Genomic DNA, 18,340 nt, shown 5'->3' with positions numbered 1-18,340 from the left:
CATCGATATGTCAACAACTGTTTTATCGCCGCGGTATTGACAGGCGATATGCTCTATGATGCAGCAGATAATCCTGGTTCACTGACACCTGATGCACTTTGTGCAGCGTATGAACAGCAACTTCATGATGTCATCACCGATGTTGGGGTTGATACTGTCACCGAAGAGACAGACGTTGATGCAAAGACAATTGAGACGCTTTCGAATATCGATCCCGATACAGACACGCCAGTAATCCCAGATCTCCGGACTGAAGATGCAGCAGCAATCCTTGCGGTTCATCAGACTCGTCCTGATGCGGAGTCAGTCATTTTTGAGCTTCGTGATCATCTACTGATGTCAATGACCACAACCGTTGTTGATGTTGATATTATTGCGTCAAATGTTGATCTTGATCTCTCTGGTCAAGAAGTGCAACAGGCACTCGAGGGTCGAGCGGCAATGACGCTTGCACAACTTGCAGCGATTCAGCAGTTCCTTGCTGAACGTAATGATCAGTAATGGCTCATGCCGTTATTATTGGTTGCGGATACGTCGGTATTGAACTTGGCACACAACTTCAGGCAGCCGGGCACACGGTGACTGGTGTTCGACGCTCAGAAAGTGGGCTGAATTCGATTGAGGCAGCAGGATTTCATGCCCAGCAGGCTGATGTAACCCATCCGGAGACGCTTTCGACACTCCCAGATGCTAAATGGATCATATTCGCCGCCAGTTCCGGTGGTCGAGGTGCTGAGTCAGCCCGACGAATCTACGTTGATGGGCTTCGAAATGCAATTGCTACATACGCTGAACGCGAGTCGACAGATCGACTCATATACACATCCTCAACCGGTGTATATGGTGATCATAATGGTGAATTTGTTGATGAATCAACATCGCTTGATCCAACAACTGAGAAAACACAAGTTCTCAAAACAGCAGAATCAATCGCACTCGAGGAAACAGGGGATGTCGGAATCGATGGAACTGTCGCTCGATTTGCTGGATTATACGGTCCAAATCGATATCGATTGACGCGATATCTTTCAGGACCGGTAACTGAGGGATATCTCAATATGATCCATCGCGATGATGCAGCCGGTGTCATTAATCACGTACTTACTGCAGACGTCGCTCGTGAGGAATGTGTCCTTGCCGTCGATGATGAGCCGGCTCATAAATGGACATTCGCTGATTGGATTGCAACGGCATGTGGTCGCCCTGACCCACCCAAACAGACTGTTTCGGAGCGACTTGCGAAATCAAACCTCTCTGAGACAGCACAACGGCGCGTCCGAACGAGTAAGCGATGTTCAAACGATTATCTGCATGAACTTGATTATACGTTTTCATATCCGACGTATCGTGAGGGATACGCTGAACCAACTGCGGCTGTCGCCGATGGAGCAGACCCGGACACGCTCTGATAGTGATTAGTTTGAATAGTTTCACTGACGGTGTCGAATGACGCGGATTCAGCGGCTCCCATCACCGACACCGATAATCACGGCGGTAAAGACTTGCACTAATCACTATGATTCATATCAGAAACAGAGCTACTCGATATCAGATACGCTCAAAGTCACTATCTGTATTTGACATCCACAGATGATGGAGTATATCTATATTTCAGCACCGATGGGCGTTTATCTGCGTGATTGATAAATAATGTATGGCGACGAAGCGGGGTACGTGGAATTATCGAAAACAATTTGGGGAGGAGTTTGGTCGGACATATTTCCGCCGATTTGATCCAGGCGTTACCTCCAGTATTGGGATTGGAACATACCTTGGAGCAGCAACAGATGATGCAGATAACCGCTACTACCGTGCATTAGTCGATGCAATTGAGTCGGGTGTCAATCATCTTGATACTGCAATCAATTATCGATGCCAACGAAGCGAACGGGTTGTCGGAGATGCAATCGCTGATGCAACCGTTGACCGCGATGCGATTGTCCTTGCAACAAAAGGCGGATTTATTCCTTTTGATGGGGAGAAACCAGCAGATCCGGGTGAATACATTACTGAGGAATTTATTCAGAATGGAACCCTGGACGCTGCTTCACTGGCTCGTGGATGTCATGCTCTCACTCCGGCATTTATTGATTCGATGGTTGATCAGTCTCTAAGAAATCTTGGTGTTGACGACATTGATTGCTATTATGTCCATAATCCTGAGACACAACTCACTGTTCGTTCTCAGACAGCTGTCTATGAACAATTAACTGCAGCTTTTGAGCAACTTGAGCGCCGTTGCGCGACTGGGGATATTGGGGGATATGGCGTCGCAAGTTGGAACGCATTCCGTGTCTCTCCGGATCACGACTCATATTTGTCACTTCCACGCGTTGTTGCATGTGCCGAAGCGGCTGCTGATACCGTTGGAGTCGATGAATGTGGATTCATGGCGATACAGCTTCCATTCAGTATTCAAATGTCAGATGCATTTACTACAATGGCACACCCTGACCCAGCACATAGAGACGATACGGCTGTGCAGGGAGATACTACCGGTATTGCTCAAAATCAGAGTATATTCGATAACAATACAAACACAGATACTGAGACGACTACAGAGGTTAGCGCGCTTCAATATGCACAAGAGCGTGGAATCAACGTCATTGCAAGTGCAACGCTTGCGCAAGGTGACCTCACAAATAGAGATGCAATCCCGCCAGCTGTTGATACTGAATTATCAGGGGAAACGCCGGCACAACGAGCAATTAATTTTACTCGCAGTGCCCCAGGAGTCACCACTGCACTTGTTGGCACTGGATCCCCAGAGCATGTCTCTGAGAACGTTGCCGCTGGAACATTTGACCCACTCGGTGCTCAAGCGTTTGATGCGATATTTGAGTAATAGCTACATCCACACACGATGCCCCTGCCTTGTCATTGATTATCCATATCTGAGAGTCTCTGCCGACCGAAAGCCAAGTGATCATCTAACACGACGCAGACAGTTGCCATCGACGTAGGTGCAAACAACACGTTGGCTGTCGTCACTGAACATGGTGAGACGGCGGTGTATCACGCTCGTCCAGAGTTTGAGCGGTTCCTGAGCTATTCTGAGCGAATCGCTACACTCCAATCGGAGCTCCCAGATGACAAGTACACGAGCTGCCGTATCCAATGCCTGTACGAAGAGCGGTCACGAATACGAGATCACAGCCGCAATGCGGCAGTAAAACACGCCACAGAGTGGCTGCTCGAACGGAACATTGACACCGTGTACGTTGGTGAGCTTATCAATGTGTTAGACACGCATTGGAGTGCTGACGTGAACGAAAAGAACTACGCCTTCTGGTCGCATCGGCAACTACTGGAGCGGATAGAACTGACACTCGGTGATGTTGGGATTGCTGTTGAAGAAGTGAGCGAAGCTGATTCGAGTAGTGAGTGTCCGAAGTGCGGGAGTAACGATGTGACTCGGACTGGCGATTCGTTTAGCTGTCATGAGTGTGAATCAAAGGGTCACAGTGACGTGGCAGGGGCGTGGAACATCATGCAGTCTGAAGTTGGGTCGATGGCTCGGCCTGCTGCCCTGTGTGTTGAACGCAACAGGGACGCACCCTCTAATGGGGCGTACTGGAAGTGGAATGAGCACGACTGGATACCCGCCGAATTTGGGGAACAGTCGCGTTCATTTGACCAACCCAGCGTCAGCGAACCCGCAAGTTCACAGCCGGGGTAATCGACTGGTTGGATTACCCACGGAGGAATCCCACGAGTTCAGTCGTGTGGAGGAAGTCAATATCATCGTCACTGCCACCGTCTTATTTTCAATATCAAGACAGGTCTGGCGTCGATAATCCAGATGCTTTTGACCTATCCCAAATAGAGATAATTAAATGGAGTATGTGCAATCATCAATCGCGACTTTGCACGAACTTGATGATCCTCGGCCATCAGCACCAATCGAACGTGCATCTGTAGTTGTTCCAATGACCGAGCGGGAATACGCTGGACTTGCGGCTGACCGTGTGCTCACTACACTCGAAGATCTCAATCCAGCCAGGGTCATTGTCCCACTTCGGGCACCACCAACTCGGGTTACTTCATTTCGACAGTGGCTTGCAACATACGACCTGACACTTGAGGTGCTTTGGTGTGATGGTCCTCGTGTTTCTAAGCTCTTAGAAGGGGCTGGACTTGAGGGACGAAGTGGCAAGGGTCGTGATGTGTGGCTTGCACTTGGTCGTGCAGCTGAAGAAGAATTTGTCGTCGTACACGATGCGGATACAGTGAGTTATGATAGCTCATTTCTCACGCGATTGCTCTTTCCGCTTGCGCACGGATTCAAATTCACAAAGGGATACTATGCACGTGTTGAGGATCGGCAGTTGTACGGGCGATTATTTAGATTATTTTACGTCCCACTTATTCGTGCACTTCGCACGGCACATCCAACATCATATCTCCGCTATTTGGATTCATTTCGATATGCACTCGCAGGAGAGTTCGCCGCAACTGCCGAGATGGTTACACAGATTCGGGCTCCTCGTTCGTGGGGACTTGAGGTCGGAACGCTTGCTGATGCGTTTGATGCTGCTGGATTTGCACATACAGCGCAGGTTGATCTTGGTCGGTATGAGCATGATCATAGGGCTGTCTCTGGACCCACTGGACTCTCAGAGATGAGTCGCTCAGTTGGTGAAACACTCTTTCGAACAATCGCACAACATGATATTTCGATTGACTTCGAAACACTTCCACACCGATATCGAAACACAGCAAAGCAACTTCTTGATCAGTATGCAATTGATGCTACATTCAATGGATTCGAATATCCTCGCTCTCGTGAGCGCGAGCAGATTGAGACATACACAAAGAGTATCCAACCGCCCGGAAGCCCAGATTATCTTCCAGCGTGGAGTGATGTTGATATAACACCATCTGCTGTTGTTGATGCCGCAGTTGCAGATGCTGATGCAGTCAACACTGAATTGACTGAAGATGATACTGATTCATCAATTGAATAAGTAGCTCATTATATCGAAGAGTATACGCAAAATCATACTTGATATTTTATTGAATCAACTATCCTTGTTAATATGTGATGAGCGCAAGCAGGTCAAGATACCTCAGTGTGATTGTATATATATGCATATGTATATGCATCTATGCTATCGATAGTAAGATATGAGATACAGTCCAAAACAGAGATAGACTAATACACCCACACTGTGAGCACTCAAGCAATGACTGAGGAGTTTATCTCACTCGATGAATTGGCTGGTATTGTTGATCTCTTCGGGACATTGACTCACGACGCAGTCGATACTGCAATTGTTGAAATGGCATTTCGACAGGGTATCGAGGTTGAGTCTGACACACGACAGGAGATGATCACAACCGCGATCAATCAATATCGACTTATTATCTATCCATCCACCGAGGATGAGATGCGTTCAATACAACATCCGAATGAACAGTCGAGTGATATCAATTCTAATATCGATGAAACAAAATTAAATCGGATTGCGCCTGGTCCAACCGCATTTCCGACACTTCCGGCGCATGCTGAGGATCTCCCGCGAATTCTTGAGACAGATGGTCAGGCAATCGACCACGAAGCAGCCACTTATGCTGTCATAAATCGACTCCGTGATGATACCGAACAAGCAATCACAAATAATGATATTGAATTAATGAGATATCTCCGTGATGTCACATACGATATTGAAACATGGGCTGGAGTAGCAACAGCAAATGATGACCTGATCAGCGATGTGCGGTGCCGGCTTAATTCTGCATTAGCCGAGGATTAAACAAAATAACTAATTTCTGGCACTAGATTCGTTTGCTCTCTTTATGAGTCTGAGATTGATGAGATGGACTGTATTAACATGCCCCCGAATCATGTGTATAGCTCCGATCAACTGCGAGGATGCTTTTAGAATACCTACGGTTTGATTTTTAGTATCCATGCCATATTATATGCAACCATCACGGCTATACGGGTTGCATAACTAATATGTGATGTTGTACATGAACCTCTCGGCAGTGAATACTCACGCCCCAACACCAGTCATAGATGCTGGTCGACGCGCAGCTGTCATTGCACCAATTGTGCGAATTGGCGCTGAGCGACATGTGTTATTCACGAAACGTGCAGATCATCTTGGTGAGCATCCTGGTCAGATGAGCTTCCCTGGGGGATCGCATGAACCAAGTGACACGGACCTTCGAGAGACTGCGCTTCGTGAGGCAAATGAAGAGATTGGACTTGACTCAACAGAGGCACAATTCCATGGGCGACTTGATGATATCCTTACAGTTACGGACTACGCTGTTCGACCGTTTGTCGTCCGTATTCCTTATCGTGAGTATCACCCTGATGAGCGTGAGGTGGCTGAGATTGTTCCACTTCCAGTCTCAGCGCTCACTGATCTGAGCAATTATGAACTGACTCGGCGCGAACACCCAGTCCATGGTGCGATTCGACTTCATTTTTTCTACGTTAATGGGTATACTGTGTGGGGTGCAACCGGTCGAATGCTCGTTCAGTTACTTGAATTAACAACTGACTGGAGTGCACCGGAAGAAGTTGATCGTGTGATTGATCCTGATTCTGATCTCCCGATATAGTAGATTGTTTCAAATACAATCATTAATTGGTTAATTAACATGGGTCTTCGAGATGATATAACGCTCTCAGTCGGCTCTCTCAGGTATTCACTTCATTTGACATCCTCCATCCGCCTGAAGACGGAGGAATCCCACGGCACCGAACCGCTGGATTGGGATATTAGGGTTTGCAGTCTACCACTTGTTCCCGCGGTGAGAATCCGTGGGACAAGTCATGAAGATAGACTGCTGGCTGTGCCAACCAGCCGGTACTCCTATCTCCACCCAAATCAGGTGCAGACTCGGAGTTACTTTGGTTCAACTCGAAACGGATGTTCTCCGCCCCATTCACATCAGCGTTGAACGCTGCATCGCACGACTCACAGACGTACAGCCCGCGTTCAACACGTTGATTCTCGTCTGTCCGACCGCAGACACAACACGCTTTGCTCGTATCATGCTCATCCACTTCCACGATCTTGATTCCCTCACCCTTCGCCTTGTATTCGAGGATACTGGTGAATCGGTCGAACGCCCATCCATGTAAGTCAAGATTGCCATGTTTGCCCCAGTTTTTCGAGCTACCGTCTTCATCCTCTCGAACACCCTCCAAATCACCGATGTTGATGCGACCAACACCGTTCTCAACGCAGCGTTCAACGATATGTTTCGCAAGGCTGTGGAAAAAGTGAGTGCGTCGTTCTGACCACTTCTTCTGTAAGTTGGTAGCTCGGTTACCACCCGCGTCGTCGCACGTAGCAATCTCTTTCGGAAAGTAGTAGCCGTCTTGTTTCAGGCGGTTCCCGGGGTACAGGTCAGCGTCTTCGGTGCTGTAGGCGACAGCGGCAAAGTTGCTGATACCAAGGTCGATACCCGCCGTCTCGGTGCCGGGAGCGTCGGGTGTCTCAATCTCGTTTTTGCAGACGAGATGGAGTTCCCATCGCTCTTTGTGCTGATCGTAGACGGATCTGACCTGCTGTATGTTCTCGACCGTGATGCCGGGGCGGGTTTCGTATTCGACAAGGATGTACTCCCACGCTTTCGGATGCTCTTTGTGATTCGCGCCCTTAGAGAGGCGGACACGGTTGTTTTCGGGGTCGTGTTTGAATCCGTTTTGCTTCCACGTCACCGTACTGCGTGGGTGTTCTTCGTGGACACGACGACCCTCGTCGTCGTAGTAGTTTTGTTTGCGGTAGCCCGGTGGGTTGTCCCTGTCGTCTTCGGAGCCGTACCACGAGTTGAAGCCTTCAGCGAGTTCCTCCAGAACCCGCTGACTGGACTGTGAGTGCAGTCCCTTGTAGGTTGGATGAGTCTTCAACCCGGCTTTTAACTCCTCATGATCAGGAATATCGCCCGTCTCTTCCCAGACTTCGCGGGAGTGGTAGTTAGCGACGTTCCAGAGTTTACTGGCACTCCACCCGTGACGGTCAAGTGACTCTGCAACCTGACTGTGGTTGCGGATGTTCGCTTGATGGGTGCGGTGGACTTCCAGCATTCGTATGTCTTTACCCCGATGATTCAACTGCCGGCACGGTTTGAGCCCGTGGAATCATCTCATTATCTTGGGAGACCCGCTTGAATTCGCCATAGGGATTGCGTCCCTGCTGGCGCCATGTCGCCAGCAGGGACAGCAACGTTTCGTGAACGAACATCCCGCGGTCATTGCGGAGAGTTCCGATGATTTTCCGGAGAACTACGGGCTCACGGAGGGCGTTTTCAGCCGAATTATTCGTTGGAGAGACCGCTGGCTCACCAATGAAGGTGAGCCAGTGGTCGAGACCCCTTTCGATCTTCCCGAGTAGTGTTGCCACTGGTCCGTCAGGGACTGACCGTTCTATCAGCGATTCAAGCTCTCTCCGCGCCACAAGTTGGAGTTCTGCTCGCTCACGGACTGTCAAGTCGCTCTCCAGCCGGGTCTGGAGAGCGACGTACAGCTGCTTGAGGGCACGGTAGATTGGTTCGCCTTCCACCTGTTTGTCGGCGGCATCTTCAGCCTCCCGTAAAATATGCGCCCAACACCGCTGGAGGTTGCTGCTGAAAGCCGGATACGCCGTCCACCCATCACAGACGACCGTTCCTGCGAAGTCCTCGCCGAGGACTTCCGCGGGAACATCACTTCCTCGACTCTCTCTGACTGCGTACAGCGTGTGTTCCTCGGTAGTGAACGTCCAGATCCATGCCTGTTCGCCGTCGCGTTTGATTCCAGTCTCGTCAACGTGGACAACGCCGGCTTGCTGGATCTGACGGCGAATCTGTTCGTATTCACAGCGACCGGCGCGCGCAGCGCGCTCGGTCGAGTGCCATGCGGACGCGCCTGACAGTTCCAGTCCGTGGAGTTGTTCGAAGCGATCGCCGATCTTCCGGTAGGGAAGGCGGTGATCGTACCGAGAGAGCGCCGCCTGTGCAATGACATTCACCCCGAACTGCCCCTCATCGGGGCAGTCGGGATGTGAGGCGACAGTTTCGGCACCACAAGAGTGACACTCGTAGTGGTGGCGGTTGTACTGTGTGACCTCTGGCGGCTGTGGATCCGGGAGTTCCTCGACGAGTCGGGGGCTGACGCCCGCCGACTCGTCGAACGCTTCACCACAGTCTGGACAGCAGTCACAGGTAACCTCGATTTCTCGATCAGGGTCAGGAGCGTCGCGCCATTCCGGATCATGTCCGGACTTTCGACCAGGGGTGCCACCGTCAGTACGTGGTTGTTCGTCGTCCTCGTCCGGTGTGGACGAGGACGACTCCTCCTGGTCCGATTGGTCTTTGCTCGGTGGTGTATGTGGTCCCTCGTACCACCGAAGCTTGGCTCTGAGACGCTTGTTCTCTTTCCGGAGTTGCTGATTTGCTTGCTTGAGCTCTTTATTCTCCTGCTCAAGTTCATCAATGCGATTTTCGAGATGAGTGATCCGCTCAAGCAGTTGCTCCACCTTCTTATCAGTGACCATCACAATACACCTCAACCAGTGCAGACGACACAGGACGGTCTCCGGCAGGGAGACCGTCCCTCAGAAAACACCTTGTCGTCTGCATTGCTCTATCGCAGAGTCAAGAGCAATTTACTAGAGAGTGGCGAAATCGTTCTGGGAGTAAACACATACCAGCATTCTAAACGTCTGTATAATCGTTTATAATTGTTTTATTATAAAATTTGTGGTCAGACCGTGGAATATCCGGCCATGTTAGTGTGGTGTAGATATGACTCGCCCATGTCGGTTTCATCACCCGCCTGTTCGTCGCTCGGTTACGACCGTCCCGGTCGTAACGCTCGTTCCTCACGGGAAGGCGGGTGTATTCACCTTGCATTTCTATAATCGGTGAGATGAAATAATAGAGCAAATACAAAACGAAATCAAATACAGTTAGTTCACTGCCGCAGGACTGATTTTAGCTATCAGTATCGGGATCATGATTAGCATCATCAGTATTGTTTGCAGTACTCGCGTCTGAGTCACCTGAATCAATCATCTCGTCATGCTCATTATTTTCATCAGCCTCACTCACTGCAACCGTTTGATGACGCCCATCTTTCGGAAGTCGAATCTGAAGAGTCCCATTCCGTCCAAGAGTTGCATTCGCGCGTTCAGGGTCGACAGCGGCGTCATCAGGAAGTGATACAGATCCATCAAGTGAAAGTCCACGACCAGGAAATCGCATCTCAAAATCCTCATAGAAATCACGGAATCGGTCAAGTCGAACCTCAACCTTCCCGTCAAGAAATTGCACTTGGACATCAGTCTGTTCAATACCAGGCGCATCAAAAATGATCAAATACGCTTCATCACTTTCGAGTAGATCATATGGGAGTGGTGTTCGTTCTTGCACCTCTGAGACTCCACGTCCGACTCGATCAAGAACTGTCTGTGCCGCTGATTCACCGAGTTCTGTAAGCCTACTCATAGCTCAATTGCTTCGAGTGTCTCAGTTTCACCACAGTACGGACAGGTAAAGTCGGTTACGCCAACATCATCTGGCATATCATACGTATAGTGGAGTTCAAACATATCTAGCGTACAACTCCCATCAGTGCATTTGACTTCAAGCGTTGCTGGCATGAATGATAATTCACCAGCCATCATCATAAACATCGCGGGCGTGTCGCGCTGGTATGTACTTTATCTCTATCTCTATCTCTATCTCTATCTCTGCTATCTCTATCTCTATCTCTATCTCTATCTCTATCTCTGCTATCTCTTGATCTGTGATGGACTGCCGCTTCGCAACTGAATAGTCCGGGCAAAGTGCTATTACATACTCCTAAGAAGGTGTATATGCTTCCTACCGAATCATAAAGCACCTAACCGTATCAGATACAGTTATATGAGCGTGATATACCCGTGAGAGATGCGACTCTTGGAACTATTTTTGTACTCATTGCTGCTGCGGGATTTGGGACCATCGGAATCTTTGGTGAACTCGCAGCGATTGTCGATCTTGAGCTGGCAGCACTCTTACCGATTCGATTTGCGTTTGCAACTATCATAATTACACTTCTTGCTGTTATTCGCGACTGGTCGCTTCCACCAACCCGTCGTGAATGGGTCATCACATTGGGGCTTGGGGGAATATATACCGCAATGACATTGTTATTTTTCTTTTCGCTTCGTTCACTTACTGCTGGGCTCGCAACGATTGTACTGTATACCTATCCGATATTCCTCGTTGCATTTTCAGTAGTATTGCAAACGGAAACAATGACACCGCAGAAATTAGTTGCTCTCACAACCACAACGCTGGGTGTGATAATCGTCATCGGTATCGACAGTCCCAATATTGACTCATTTGGAATACTCTTATCCCTTGGTGCGGCTCTCTGCTATGCGATTTATACAATGGGAAGTCGAAGTGTTGTCACCCAGGCTACCCCACAGGGATTGACAATTGGTGTCCTCATCGGAACAACGGTCACGATGATCGGATATGGTGTGATTGATGGCGGATTGTCGCTCCCACGTGAACAGACCCACTGGGGAATTATTCTTGGTATTGTTATTTTTTCAACGGTGCTACCCCATATCTTGTTCTATCAGGGTGTGTCTCGGCTTGAGGCGAGTCGCGTCGGGATTATAAGCACGATTGAACCGGTTGTGACTGTCATTCTTGGTGTTATACTCCTGAATGAAGCCCTTACAATCCCGGTTATTATTGGGGGTGGATTTGTGTTAATCGGGGTTGTATTTGCACAACGTCCGTCGGGCAGATCTAGCCCTCAAAGTGATCTTTCTGAATAACACTGAGAGCAATTGCAATCGGTGAAAAGGCGAATATAAGTGGATTTGACGCCAAATACCCCTGAATCATCAAAAACTTAATTTAGCGTATAAGTACCAGAACCGACTTACTGGATACCCCGAGTGATTCGACTTCAATAAACGCTACCCAGAAGCAGTTGAGAAAGTTATAATACACCTCAAGAGAACCTCACAAGTCATAAACAGAAGAATAAACCGAACAGAATCAGTTGTTTAGCTGAAATTTACTCCAGGTATAATAAAATAATATAAAATAATATATTTGAATCTCAGCCTGAATAGATATGTATGAGTGCCTGAGATACAGGTAGGGAATTTCATGAAATCATGTATACAATCTCTCTATGAAATGCGAAATGGATAATTTTAGATCTCTGTTTGGGTCTAGGTTGGCTCACTATATCGAAGCGTGTATGATATTTACAGGCTAGTACTATATTATGCTTGCACACACCATCTATGGTGTTGATTTCTCCGGAGCTGCCCGCGCTGGTGATAATATATATCTCACACGTGGGCGTGTTCCAACTACATCCAGTGATGAAACGCTTCATATTGAGACATGTACCCCTGCACCGACGCTGTTAGACACCACTGCTGATCGTGATGCTGTCTTGTCCGGTCTTCGTGAGTTCATTGCTACTCGCCCAACATCAGACACGGATTCAGTTGCATTCGGGTGTGACTTCGCATTTAGCATTCCAATGGTTCATATTGCCGCTGTTGATGACGTTACCGATTGGCAGTCGTTTCTCCAATGGTTTCCAGGCGATATGACGGATCCATCGACATTCGCATCATGGGCAGGCGATATTGCTGCTGCCACCGAGACAAAACGGACGTATATCCAACGACTAACCGACACCCGTGTTGGTGCGCTTTCACCATATCACTTCTTTATCCAATCACAAACGTTCTATGGAATCCGAGATGTGCTCGCACCACTCGTCAAAACCAATAGTATCCGTGTCCGACCAATGCAATCTCCAACGTCGGATATTCCCTGGATTGTCGAAGCGTATCCCGCAGCGACGCTTGACCGATTTGGGCTTCCAGATGATGGGTATAAATCGACAAGCGATGATGCATATAATCGCCGTCAGATGATTATCGAGGAGATTGATGCTCGCGATGATGTTACCCTTACCCCAGAGGCAAAGGCAACTGCACTCACGGACCCTGATGGTGATGCACTTGATGCTGTTATTGCGGCTGTTGCGACATTTCATGTGGCTCGAGATGGTATCACGATTCCATCATCTGCGGATGACCGATGGCAGTGTGAAGGCTGGATCGTGTCCTGATTCTCAATATAATGTGATCTATGAGATTCCCAGTCGTTGATTCATTGATTATCATACAATTATACACAACACATGAGAATAATATCATACTTTTCGCATATTAAACGCGTGAATGTAATTCAATCACATTATAACTGATATTCGTGAAGAGAGATACCGCTTTGAGTTCAGTACCGTGAACGACTATTCCTACATAGAGTTACGCATGATGTGATTAAATATTATGAGTGTTTGCATAATGAACTTATATATCAATAGGGTAACTAATCATATCATATACATGCTTGATTCTCAATTGTGACATATCAATTCGAGACTCAAAATCAAAGTTGGGTATATTAATCAGAACATACACACCACGTCATACCATATCACCGTATACGACCACACTACACTACACCATTCATGACACACATTCATCCATCTAATCTTTCGGTGACGCTCGTCGATGGGTACGTTGATGAGCCCGCACACTTCGGTGTGCCACCATATATTTCAACGTATCCACGGTTTACTGCCGGTGCGCTCGTTGATGCTGGCGTTCCTCACGATCAAATAACATATCATACAATCGATGCACTTCGAGATGACCGAGGGCGGTGGCGAGATGTTGCGGATGCAGACTTACTGATATATCTTGGTGGAATGACGGTTCCAGGTAAGTACGTCGGCGGGACTCCTGCTGAGCCTGATGAAGTTCGTGAAATAGCTTGGACGGCTGATGGCGTTTCAATGATGGGTGGACCCGTTCGATTTGGCGTTGGTGATGAGAACGCCGGTGCTCAAGAGATGGAGCGTCAGAATCTTGATTATGACTATCTTGCGATGGCTGATGTTGAAGCAGCTGCATACGATCTTGTTGAAAGTGGACTTGAAGGCTTCAATGATCGGTATCGAAGTACTGACGAACTTGATCGGTGGGCATCAAAAGGGGCGTTTATTGTTGTACAACATCCAAACTATCCCGAATATCTTATTTGTGAGATTGAGACCTCTCGTGGCTGTGCCTATCGCTGTTCATTCTGTACTGAACCAATGTACGGCGACCCGTCGTTTCGGACCGCTGATTCGGTCATTCGAGAGGTTGAGTCCCTCGCTGATCGTGGAGTCGCTCACTTCCGAATAGGTCGACAAGCCGATATCCTTGCTTTTGGGGGTGATGGTGAAGCACCCAATCCTGATTCTCTTCGACGATTATACAGCGGGATTCGTGATGTCGCACCTGATCTTCAAACATTACATCTTGATAATATGAATCCAATTACTATCGTTAATTGGCCTGACGCCTCTCGGGAATGTCTTGATATTATCTCTACATATAATACACCAGGAGACACCGCTGCGTTTGGACTTGAGTCGGCTGACCCTGTGGTTCAAGATCAAAATCAACTGAACGTCACCGCCGATGAATGCTTTGAGGCTGTCCGTATCGTGAATGAGGTCGCTGGGTGGCGTCCAGGTGAGGATCCCGCTGATGCCCCAAGCTACGGTATTGAAGCGCCGGATAGACTTCCGAAATTACTTCCGGGCATTAACCTCCTGCATGGACTTACAGGCGAGCGTACAGAAACATTCACACACAACAAGCGCTTTCTTCACCGTGTTTTTGACGCTGGGCTTCTCCTCCGTCGGATCAATATACGACAGGTAATGGCGTTTGAGGGGACTGAAATGGCAGAGACAGGTGCAGATGTCGCTATTGAGCATAAAAAGCAATTCAAGCAATACAAACAGGAGGTTCGTGAGGAGATTGACCAGCCAATGCTTCGACGACTCGTTCCCGCTGGAACTGTCCTTCCAGATGTGTATCTAGAGTATCATCGTGATGGGCGGACGTTTGGTCGACAACTCGGGACGTATCCACTATTAGTTGGGATTCCTGGTGAGCGACCACTTGGAAAGACGATTGATGTCGCAGTTGTTGATCATGGATATCGCTCGATCACTGCTGTTCCATATCCGCTTGACCCGAATGCAGCCTCTATGGATGAGTTGACAGCAATTCCTGGGATTGGATCGCGAACTGCTGGTGATATTGTAATAAACCGACCATATGATGGTCTTGCTGACGTTCCTGTCTCAGACGTTGATTTATCGACATTCGCTCATGCAAGCGGTTATGATGAACCACGCGCAGATTGATATCTAAGACCGGTTAAGACTAGTTGAGACTGGCAATTAATTCATAAATTCTATTATCATAAAGCCACGAATGATACGACCCAATAATAAAGATACTGTTAATTACTCCTCATTAGGGTCAAGACTCCTCCATCGCCAGATCGCATCTGGCGAGCAGTCAGTTCCGCATGACAATGTCTTCAGACGCAGGCGAAGACGGAGATTGAGGCGGAGGCGGAGGAGGATGTCAAAAACGGCATATAGCGAATATTGCCAAGGATTGTTAATCTATGTTATATTTCTTCTTCGATTACTTCACCGACGGCAAAGTTAGATTTGACTTCACTAATCTCTATCTTGACGCGGTCTCCGACCTCTGCGTCGGGAACAATAATCACATAGCCTCGTTCGACACGAGCAATACCATCACCCTGTTTACCAATATCCTCAATCTCGACATAGCGGAGTTCTTCCGGTTCAACCGGTGGTTGAGGCTCTGATGATGGTTGCTCGCGCTCAATCGATTCATCCTCTGAAGTCGCTGACCGCGAGATAAGAGCAACGCGATACGTTTCGTCTGGGTCGAGAGATCCAGTTTCGATCTCACGCTTCGGTACTTCGACGATATATTGATCATCTTCCGCCCGAATATCAGCGTTGAACAGGCACAGGAGTTTATCTGAGATTTCCACAGTATAGACCTCCGATGGTATCTCACGGCGTATCGGTAAAGTAGTACCGTTAAACGGACGGGATTATCTTATTATCTCTGCAAATAAACCCACGATTTGATATTCATTAAATTGATATGATAACGTTGAGCCATGAATTCCCAGATCGTCTACATATAAGCATCTCAAAGAACGGATGAATAACTGCAGGTCAGAGCAGTTCTGTTCTATTCTGATTTTATCCAACTTAATTATCGATTGCTGTCCCATCAGGTCGCTTTGCACCTTCAGAGTCATGAACAACAATACCGTCGGTATTACCTGGTGGTTCGTATGTATCTCTAAGCGAGATTGCTTCCTCAAGTTCGCGAATTGCACGGGTTCGGAGTGTTGCTGCCAACTCCTCGGCTGCCTCACGAGTGATATCACGACCCAGTCCCTCGCATTCATGTGCACGCACCATACCAGCCGTATCAACAGCCTCACCCATTGGTTGGCTGGTCCCGCCAAGGGCAACGCTGAATGGATATGTTGCACAAATTAATGGGCGGTTATCATGTGCCTGACACGACCCAACCCCATCTGCTTCTTCATAAAATACACAATCACCGCATGCATCGGTCTGCAGTGCCCATTCGAACGTTGTTCCGGTTGAGTTCTCATCATCAAGCCCATACGGCATCGGACGGGCAACATCGCGCCATTCAGTCGGTGAATGTGCGTCAGTATCGGCTGTACCATCTCTCATGTTATCCGCTGTTGCCTGTAATTCTCGAACCTCATCAGGAAAAACGGTCGCTGTATGTGGTTCTGTTGATGTTGATGTCGATGCCGACTCCATGGCTACATCGGTATTGGCTTTGTTATCTTGATTACTGACAGTCCGTGTTTGATCATCTGATCCATTGTTATGGCTGACACGACCGTTTTCTGTCGGAGCAGTGACGGCGGGAGCCTCAGTCTTTGATGTATTGTTTATTTGAGTATGTGCTGGCTCCGTTTCATCCTCATGTGCATTTTCTGTTTTTTCATCATTATTTTCTCCACTGTGATGAGCTGTACAACAGGCACCACATCGTGTACACTCAAACCCAATTGATTCAATTGCATCGGCAAGTGACTTGACAGAAAGCGATTTTGCACGCGCCAGTTCTGCTTCAAGACTTTGAACTTCTTCTTGTTCACTATCACTCAGTTCATTCATTTCAGCGTCTTTCATATTTCTCTCACCATTTTTGTCTCTCGATTGAATGCAATACGCCCGTCAGCGTCTAGTTTTTCAAGATGCGCAACAACAGTCGCTCGTGCAAGATCACGCACGCTTGTTATATTCTTATCATATGCCTGGTCAAGAATAGTCTCAACGGATGTGGCATTACCGGTAATCGCGGTGAGTATATTCTTTTCTCTTTCCTGTCGATGCATAAGAAGTCGCATACAGGTTTCTCGTGGATTTGAGATAACCTCTCCATGTCCAGGATACAAACATGCTGGCTGTCGCGCATGCAAACGTCGAAGTGCAACAAAGTATGCACGCATTGCACCATCAGGTGATGTAATTGCGACACTGCCATTTGCGCGGGCAATATCACCACATAATATACCGATTTTAGTCTCGATTCCAATATGATCTGGGGCATGCCCTGGAAGATCAAGTATTTGAACGCTCTCATCAACGGGAAGTATGGTACCCTCTCGGAATGTTTGATCAGGATTGACACCTGTCGTCTCATAAAACCGTTGTACTCGACCATGCCGACACCACACCGTTGCATCGGTTGCATCGGCATATACGCTGACACCACCAACATGGTCTGGATGCGTATGTGTAACAAGAATATGACTTACAGTGAGCTTATCAACTACCATATCAATCTCAGGTGCCTGCGCCGGTGGATCAGCAAGGATTGCCTCTGGGCGTGATCCGGTGTCGCCCTGATGTTCTTCATTTGATGTGATAATGACGTATGCATTTGTCTTTCCTGTCGGAACCTGTGAATCGACACCGACTGGAATACGGCGAACACGTGTCATGACCTGACTGACATTATGTGTCTAATTCGGGTCGACAGTATCATCGTTATGATGTGGACTACGATTATCAATCCGTCTGACAGTATATGTCTAGAGAATCCAAACTTATATTAAGAAATAAAAATCGACTGGATACCGACCAATACAAATTAACTCTGTGTTGTAAGACGCTTGCTCTTGATATAATAAGGGCAACATAGAATAAAACAAGTATACGTCGAGATACAGGTAATTCACGACACTTTTTTTCATGAGAGTCATTCACTTGGTGCAAGCGCGCAGGAGCTGAAAGCGTCGCTGCACCCCTGAGGACAGAGGAACACGACACATCCTCTAACGGAGCAAGTTTTATAATATCAGTCGCAGGTGAATTCACACGTTGAATAAGGCGACTGTCACGGGGCTTGAC

The 18,340-nt window shown here is 48.0% G+C and carries 17 protein-coding genes and 1 pseudogene; 11 read left to right on the top strand and 7 right to left on the bottom strand.

Going from position 1 to position 18,340, the window contains the following annotated elements; genetic code table 11:
* Nucleotides 1-48: 48 nt before the first annotated feature.
* The 8 genes and pseudogenes from HQRW_RS01060 to HQRW_RS01030 all read left to right on the top strand — a co-directional run bounded on the left by HQRW_RS01060 (nucleotide 49) and on the right by HQRW_RS01030 (nucleotide 6,576).
* Nucleotides 49-501, top strand: coding sequence for a DUF5791 family protein (locus tag HQRW_RS01060; RefSeq protein WP_014555105.1), 453 nt, complete (start codon nucleotides 49-51; stop codon nucleotides 499-501).
* Nucleotides 501-1,409 (top strand): SDR family oxidoreductase, encoded by a 909-nt coding sequence (locus HQRW_RS01055; RefSeq protein ID WP_014555104.1) that lies wholly within the window; start codon nucleotides 501-503, stop codon nucleotides 1,407-1,409. Before HQRW_RS01060 ends, HQRW_RS01055 begins: the two co-directional genes overlap by 1 nt.
* A 245-nt stretch (nucleotides 1,410-1,654) precedes the next feature.
* A complete protein-coding gene (locus HQRW_RS01050) occupies nucleotides 1,655-2,845 on the top strand; it encodes an aldo/keto reductase (protein ID WP_014555103.1) in 1,191 nt (396 codons plus the stop codon).
* A 96-nt stretch (nucleotides 2,846-2,941) separates the two neighbouring features.
* Nucleotides 2,942-3,226, top strand: a pseudogene (locus HQRW_RS16665) (transposase); the annotation flags it as partial.
* Complete coding sequence (locus HQRW_RS16660; protein WP_338042664.1) at nucleotides 3,215-3,679, top strand: zinc ribbon domain-containing protein; 465 nt, start codon at nucleotides 3,215-3,217, stop codon at nucleotides 3,677-3,679. The pseudogene HQRW_RS16665 and the gene HQRW_RS16660, both read left to right, overlap by 12 nt.
* A 157-nt stretch (nucleotides 3,680-3,836) precedes the next feature.
* Nucleotides 3,837-4,967 carry a glycosyltransferase family protein gene (locus HQRW_RS01040; protein WP_014555102.1) on the top strand — a complete coding sequence of 377 codons (1,131 nt, stop codon included), beginning with the start codon at nucleotides 3,837-3,839 and terminating at the stop codon, nucleotides 4,965-4,967.
* 219 nt (nucleotides 4,968-5,186) lie between these two features.
* Nucleotides 5,187-5,756: a DUF7109 family protein gene (locus tag HQRW_RS01035; RefSeq protein WP_014555101.1), complete on the top strand. Its 570-nt coding sequence runs from the start codon at nucleotides 5,187-5,189 to the stop codon at nucleotides 5,754-5,756.
* Nucleotides 5,757-5,976: 220 nt separating this feature from the next.
* Nucleotides 5,977-6,576, top strand: coding sequence for an NUDIX hydrolase (locus HQRW_RS01030; RefSeq protein WP_014555100.1), 600 nt, complete (start codon nucleotides 5,977-5,979; stop codon nucleotides 6,574-6,576).
* A 160-nt stretch (nucleotides 6,577-6,736) separates the two neighbouring features.
* Here the strand turns inward: HQRW_RS01030 and HQRW_RS01025 are convergent, their stop codons facing one another.
* The 4 genes from HQRW_RS01025 to HQRW_RS16040 all read right to left on the bottom strand — a co-directional run bounded on the left by HQRW_RS01025 (nucleotide 6,737) and on the right by HQRW_RS16040 (nucleotide 10,604).
* Complete coding sequence (locus tag HQRW_RS01025) at nucleotides 6,737-8,050, bottom strand: RNA-guided endonuclease InsQ/TnpB family protein (RefSeq protein ID WP_014555099.1); 1,314 nt, start codon at nucleotides 8,048-8,050, stop codon at nucleotides 6,737-6,739.
* A 10-nt stretch (nucleotides 8,051-8,060) separates the two neighbouring features.
* The gene (locus tag HQRW_RS01020) at nucleotides 8,061-9,497 is read right to left on the bottom strand and encodes an IS66-like element ISHwa10 family transposase (protein WP_014555098.1); all 1,437 of its coding nucleotides are present in this window, start codon (nucleotides 9,495-9,497) and stop codon (nucleotides 8,061-8,063) included.
* A 439-nt stretch (nucleotides 9,498-9,936) separates the two neighbouring features.
* Nucleotides 9,937-10,449 carry an Hsp20/alpha crystallin family protein gene (locus tag HQRW_RS01015; RefSeq protein WP_011570472.1) on the bottom strand — a complete coding sequence of 171 codons (513 nt, stop codon included), beginning with the start codon at nucleotides 10,447-10,449 and terminating at the stop codon, nucleotides 9,937-9,939.
* Entirely contained in the window at nucleotides 10,446-10,604 is a 159-nt protein-coding gene (locus HQRW_RS16040) for a DUF7559 family protein (RefSeq protein WP_011570471.1), read from the bottom strand. The genes HQRW_RS01015 and HQRW_RS16040 overlap by 4 nt, the downstream gene beginning before the upstream one ends.
* 282 nt (nucleotides 10,605-10,886) lie before the next feature.
* Between HQRW_RS16040 and HQRW_RS01005 the strand changes: the two genes are divergently transcribed.
* From HQRW_RS01005 to HQRW_RS00995, 3 genes are all read left to right on the top strand, one after another.
* Nucleotides 10,887-11,780 carry an EamA family transporter gene (locus HQRW_RS01005; protein WP_014555097.1) on the top strand — a complete coding sequence of 298 codons (894 nt, stop codon included), beginning with the start codon at nucleotides 10,887-10,889 and terminating at the stop codon, nucleotides 11,778-11,780.
* Nucleotides 11,781-12,241: 461 nt separating this feature from the next.
* A complete protein-coding gene (locus HQRW_RS01000) occupies nucleotides 12,242-13,105 on the top strand; it encodes a DUF429 domain-containing protein (protein WP_014555096.1) in 864 nt (287 codons plus the stop codon).
* A 405-nt stretch (nucleotides 13,106-13,510) separates the two neighbouring features.
* Nucleotides 13,511-15,247, top strand: a complete 1,737-nt coding sequence (locus HQRW_RS00995) for a radical SAM protein (RefSeq protein WP_014555095.1) — start codon at nucleotides 13,511-13,513, stop codon at nucleotides 15,245-15,247.
* Between the two features lie 272 nt (nucleotides 15,248-15,519).
* Here HQRW_RS00995 and HQRW_RS00990 read toward each other — a convergent pair whose 3' ends face one another.
* The 3 genes from HQRW_RS00990 to HQRW_RS00980 form a co-directional block, all read right to left on the bottom strand.
* On the bottom strand, nucleotides 15,520-15,918 hold the full coding sequence (locus HQRW_RS00990) for a TRAM domain-containing protein (RefSeq protein ID WP_011570467.1): 399 nt from the start codon (nucleotides 15,916-15,918) through the stop codon (nucleotides 15,520-15,522).
* Between the two features lie 226 nt (nucleotides 15,919-16,144).
* Nucleotides 16,145-17,116 (bottom strand): YkgJ family cysteine cluster protein, encoded by a 972-nt coding sequence (locus HQRW_RS00985; protein ID WP_014555094.1) that lies wholly within the window; start codon nucleotides 17,114-17,116, stop codon nucleotides 16,145-16,147.
* Nucleotides 17,113-17,931 carry an MBL fold metallo-hydrolase gene (locus HQRW_RS00980; protein ID WP_014555093.1) on the bottom strand — a complete coding sequence of 273 codons (819 nt, stop codon included), beginning with the start codon at nucleotides 17,929-17,931 and terminating at the stop codon, nucleotides 17,113-17,115. Before HQRW_RS00980 ends, HQRW_RS00985 begins: the two co-directional genes overlap by 4 nt.
* Nucleotides 17,932-18,340: the final 409 nt, after the last annotated feature.

It is taken from the genome of Haloquadratum walsbyi C23, assembly GCF_000237865.1.
Taxonomy (GTDB): domain Archaea; phylum Halobacteriota; class Halobacteria; order Halobacteriales; family Haloferacaceae; genus Haloquadratum; species Haloquadratum walsbyi.
This window is presented reverse-complemented; position numbering and strand designations above follow the sequence as displayed.

Excerpts from the sequence above, each read along its gene's own strand:
- HQRW_RS01030 (WP_014555100.1), top strand. The coding sequence starts at position 5,977 with ATGAACCTCTCGGCAGTGAATACTCACGCCCCAACACCAGTCATAGAT.
- HQRW_RS01000 (WP_014555096.1), top strand. The coding sequence starts at position 12,242 with ATGCTTGCACACACCATCTATGGTGTTGATTTCTCCGGAGCTGCCCGC.
- HQRW_RS01035 (WP_014555101.1), top strand. The coding sequence starts at position 5,187 with ATGACTGAGGAGTTTATCTCACTCGATGAATTGGCTGGTATTGTTGAT.
- HQRW_RS01060 (WP_014555105.1), top strand. The coding sequence starts at position 49 with ATGCTCTATGATGCAGCAGATAATCCTGGTTCACTGACACCTGATGCA.
- HQRW_RS00995 (WP_014555095.1), top strand. The coding sequence starts at position 13,511 with ATGACACACATTCATCCATCTAATCTTTCGGTGACGCTCGTCGATGGG.
- HQRW_RS01025 (WP_014555099.1), bottom strand. The coding sequence starts at position 8,050 with ATGCTGGAAGTCCACCGCACCCATCAAGCGAACATCCGCAACCACAGT.
- HQRW_RS16040 (WP_011570471.1), bottom strand. The coding sequence starts at position 10,604 with ATGCCAGCAACGCTTGAAGTCAAATGCACTGATGGGAGTTGTACGCTA.
- HQRW_RS01040 (WP_014555102.1), top strand. The coding sequence starts at position 3,837 with ATGGAGTATGTGCAATCATCAATCGCGACTTTGCACGAACTTGATGAT.
- HQRW_RS01055 (WP_014555104.1), top strand. The coding sequence starts at position 501 with ATGGCTCATGCCGTTATTATTGGTTGCGGATACGTCGGTATTGAACTT.
- HQRW_RS01020 (WP_014555098.1), bottom strand. The coding sequence starts at position 9,497 with ATGGTCACTGATAAGAAGGTGGAGCAACTGCTTGAGCGGATCACTCAT.
- HQRW_RS00980 (WP_014555093.1), bottom strand. The coding sequence starts at position 17,931 with ATGACACGTGTTCGCCGTATTCCAGTCGGTGTCGATTCACAGGTTCCG.
- HQRW_RS00985 (WP_014555094.1), bottom strand. The coding sequence starts at position 17,116 with ATGAAAGACGCTGAAATGAATGAACTGAGTGATAGTGAACAAGAAGAA.
- HQRW_RS01015 (WP_011570472.1), bottom strand. The coding sequence starts at position 10,449 with ATGAGTAGGCTTACAGAACTCGGTGAATCAGCGGCACAGACAGTTCTT.
- HQRW_RS01050 (WP_014555103.1), top strand. The coding sequence starts at position 1,655 with ATGGCGACGAAGCGGGGTACGTGGAATTATCGAAAACAATTTGGGGAG.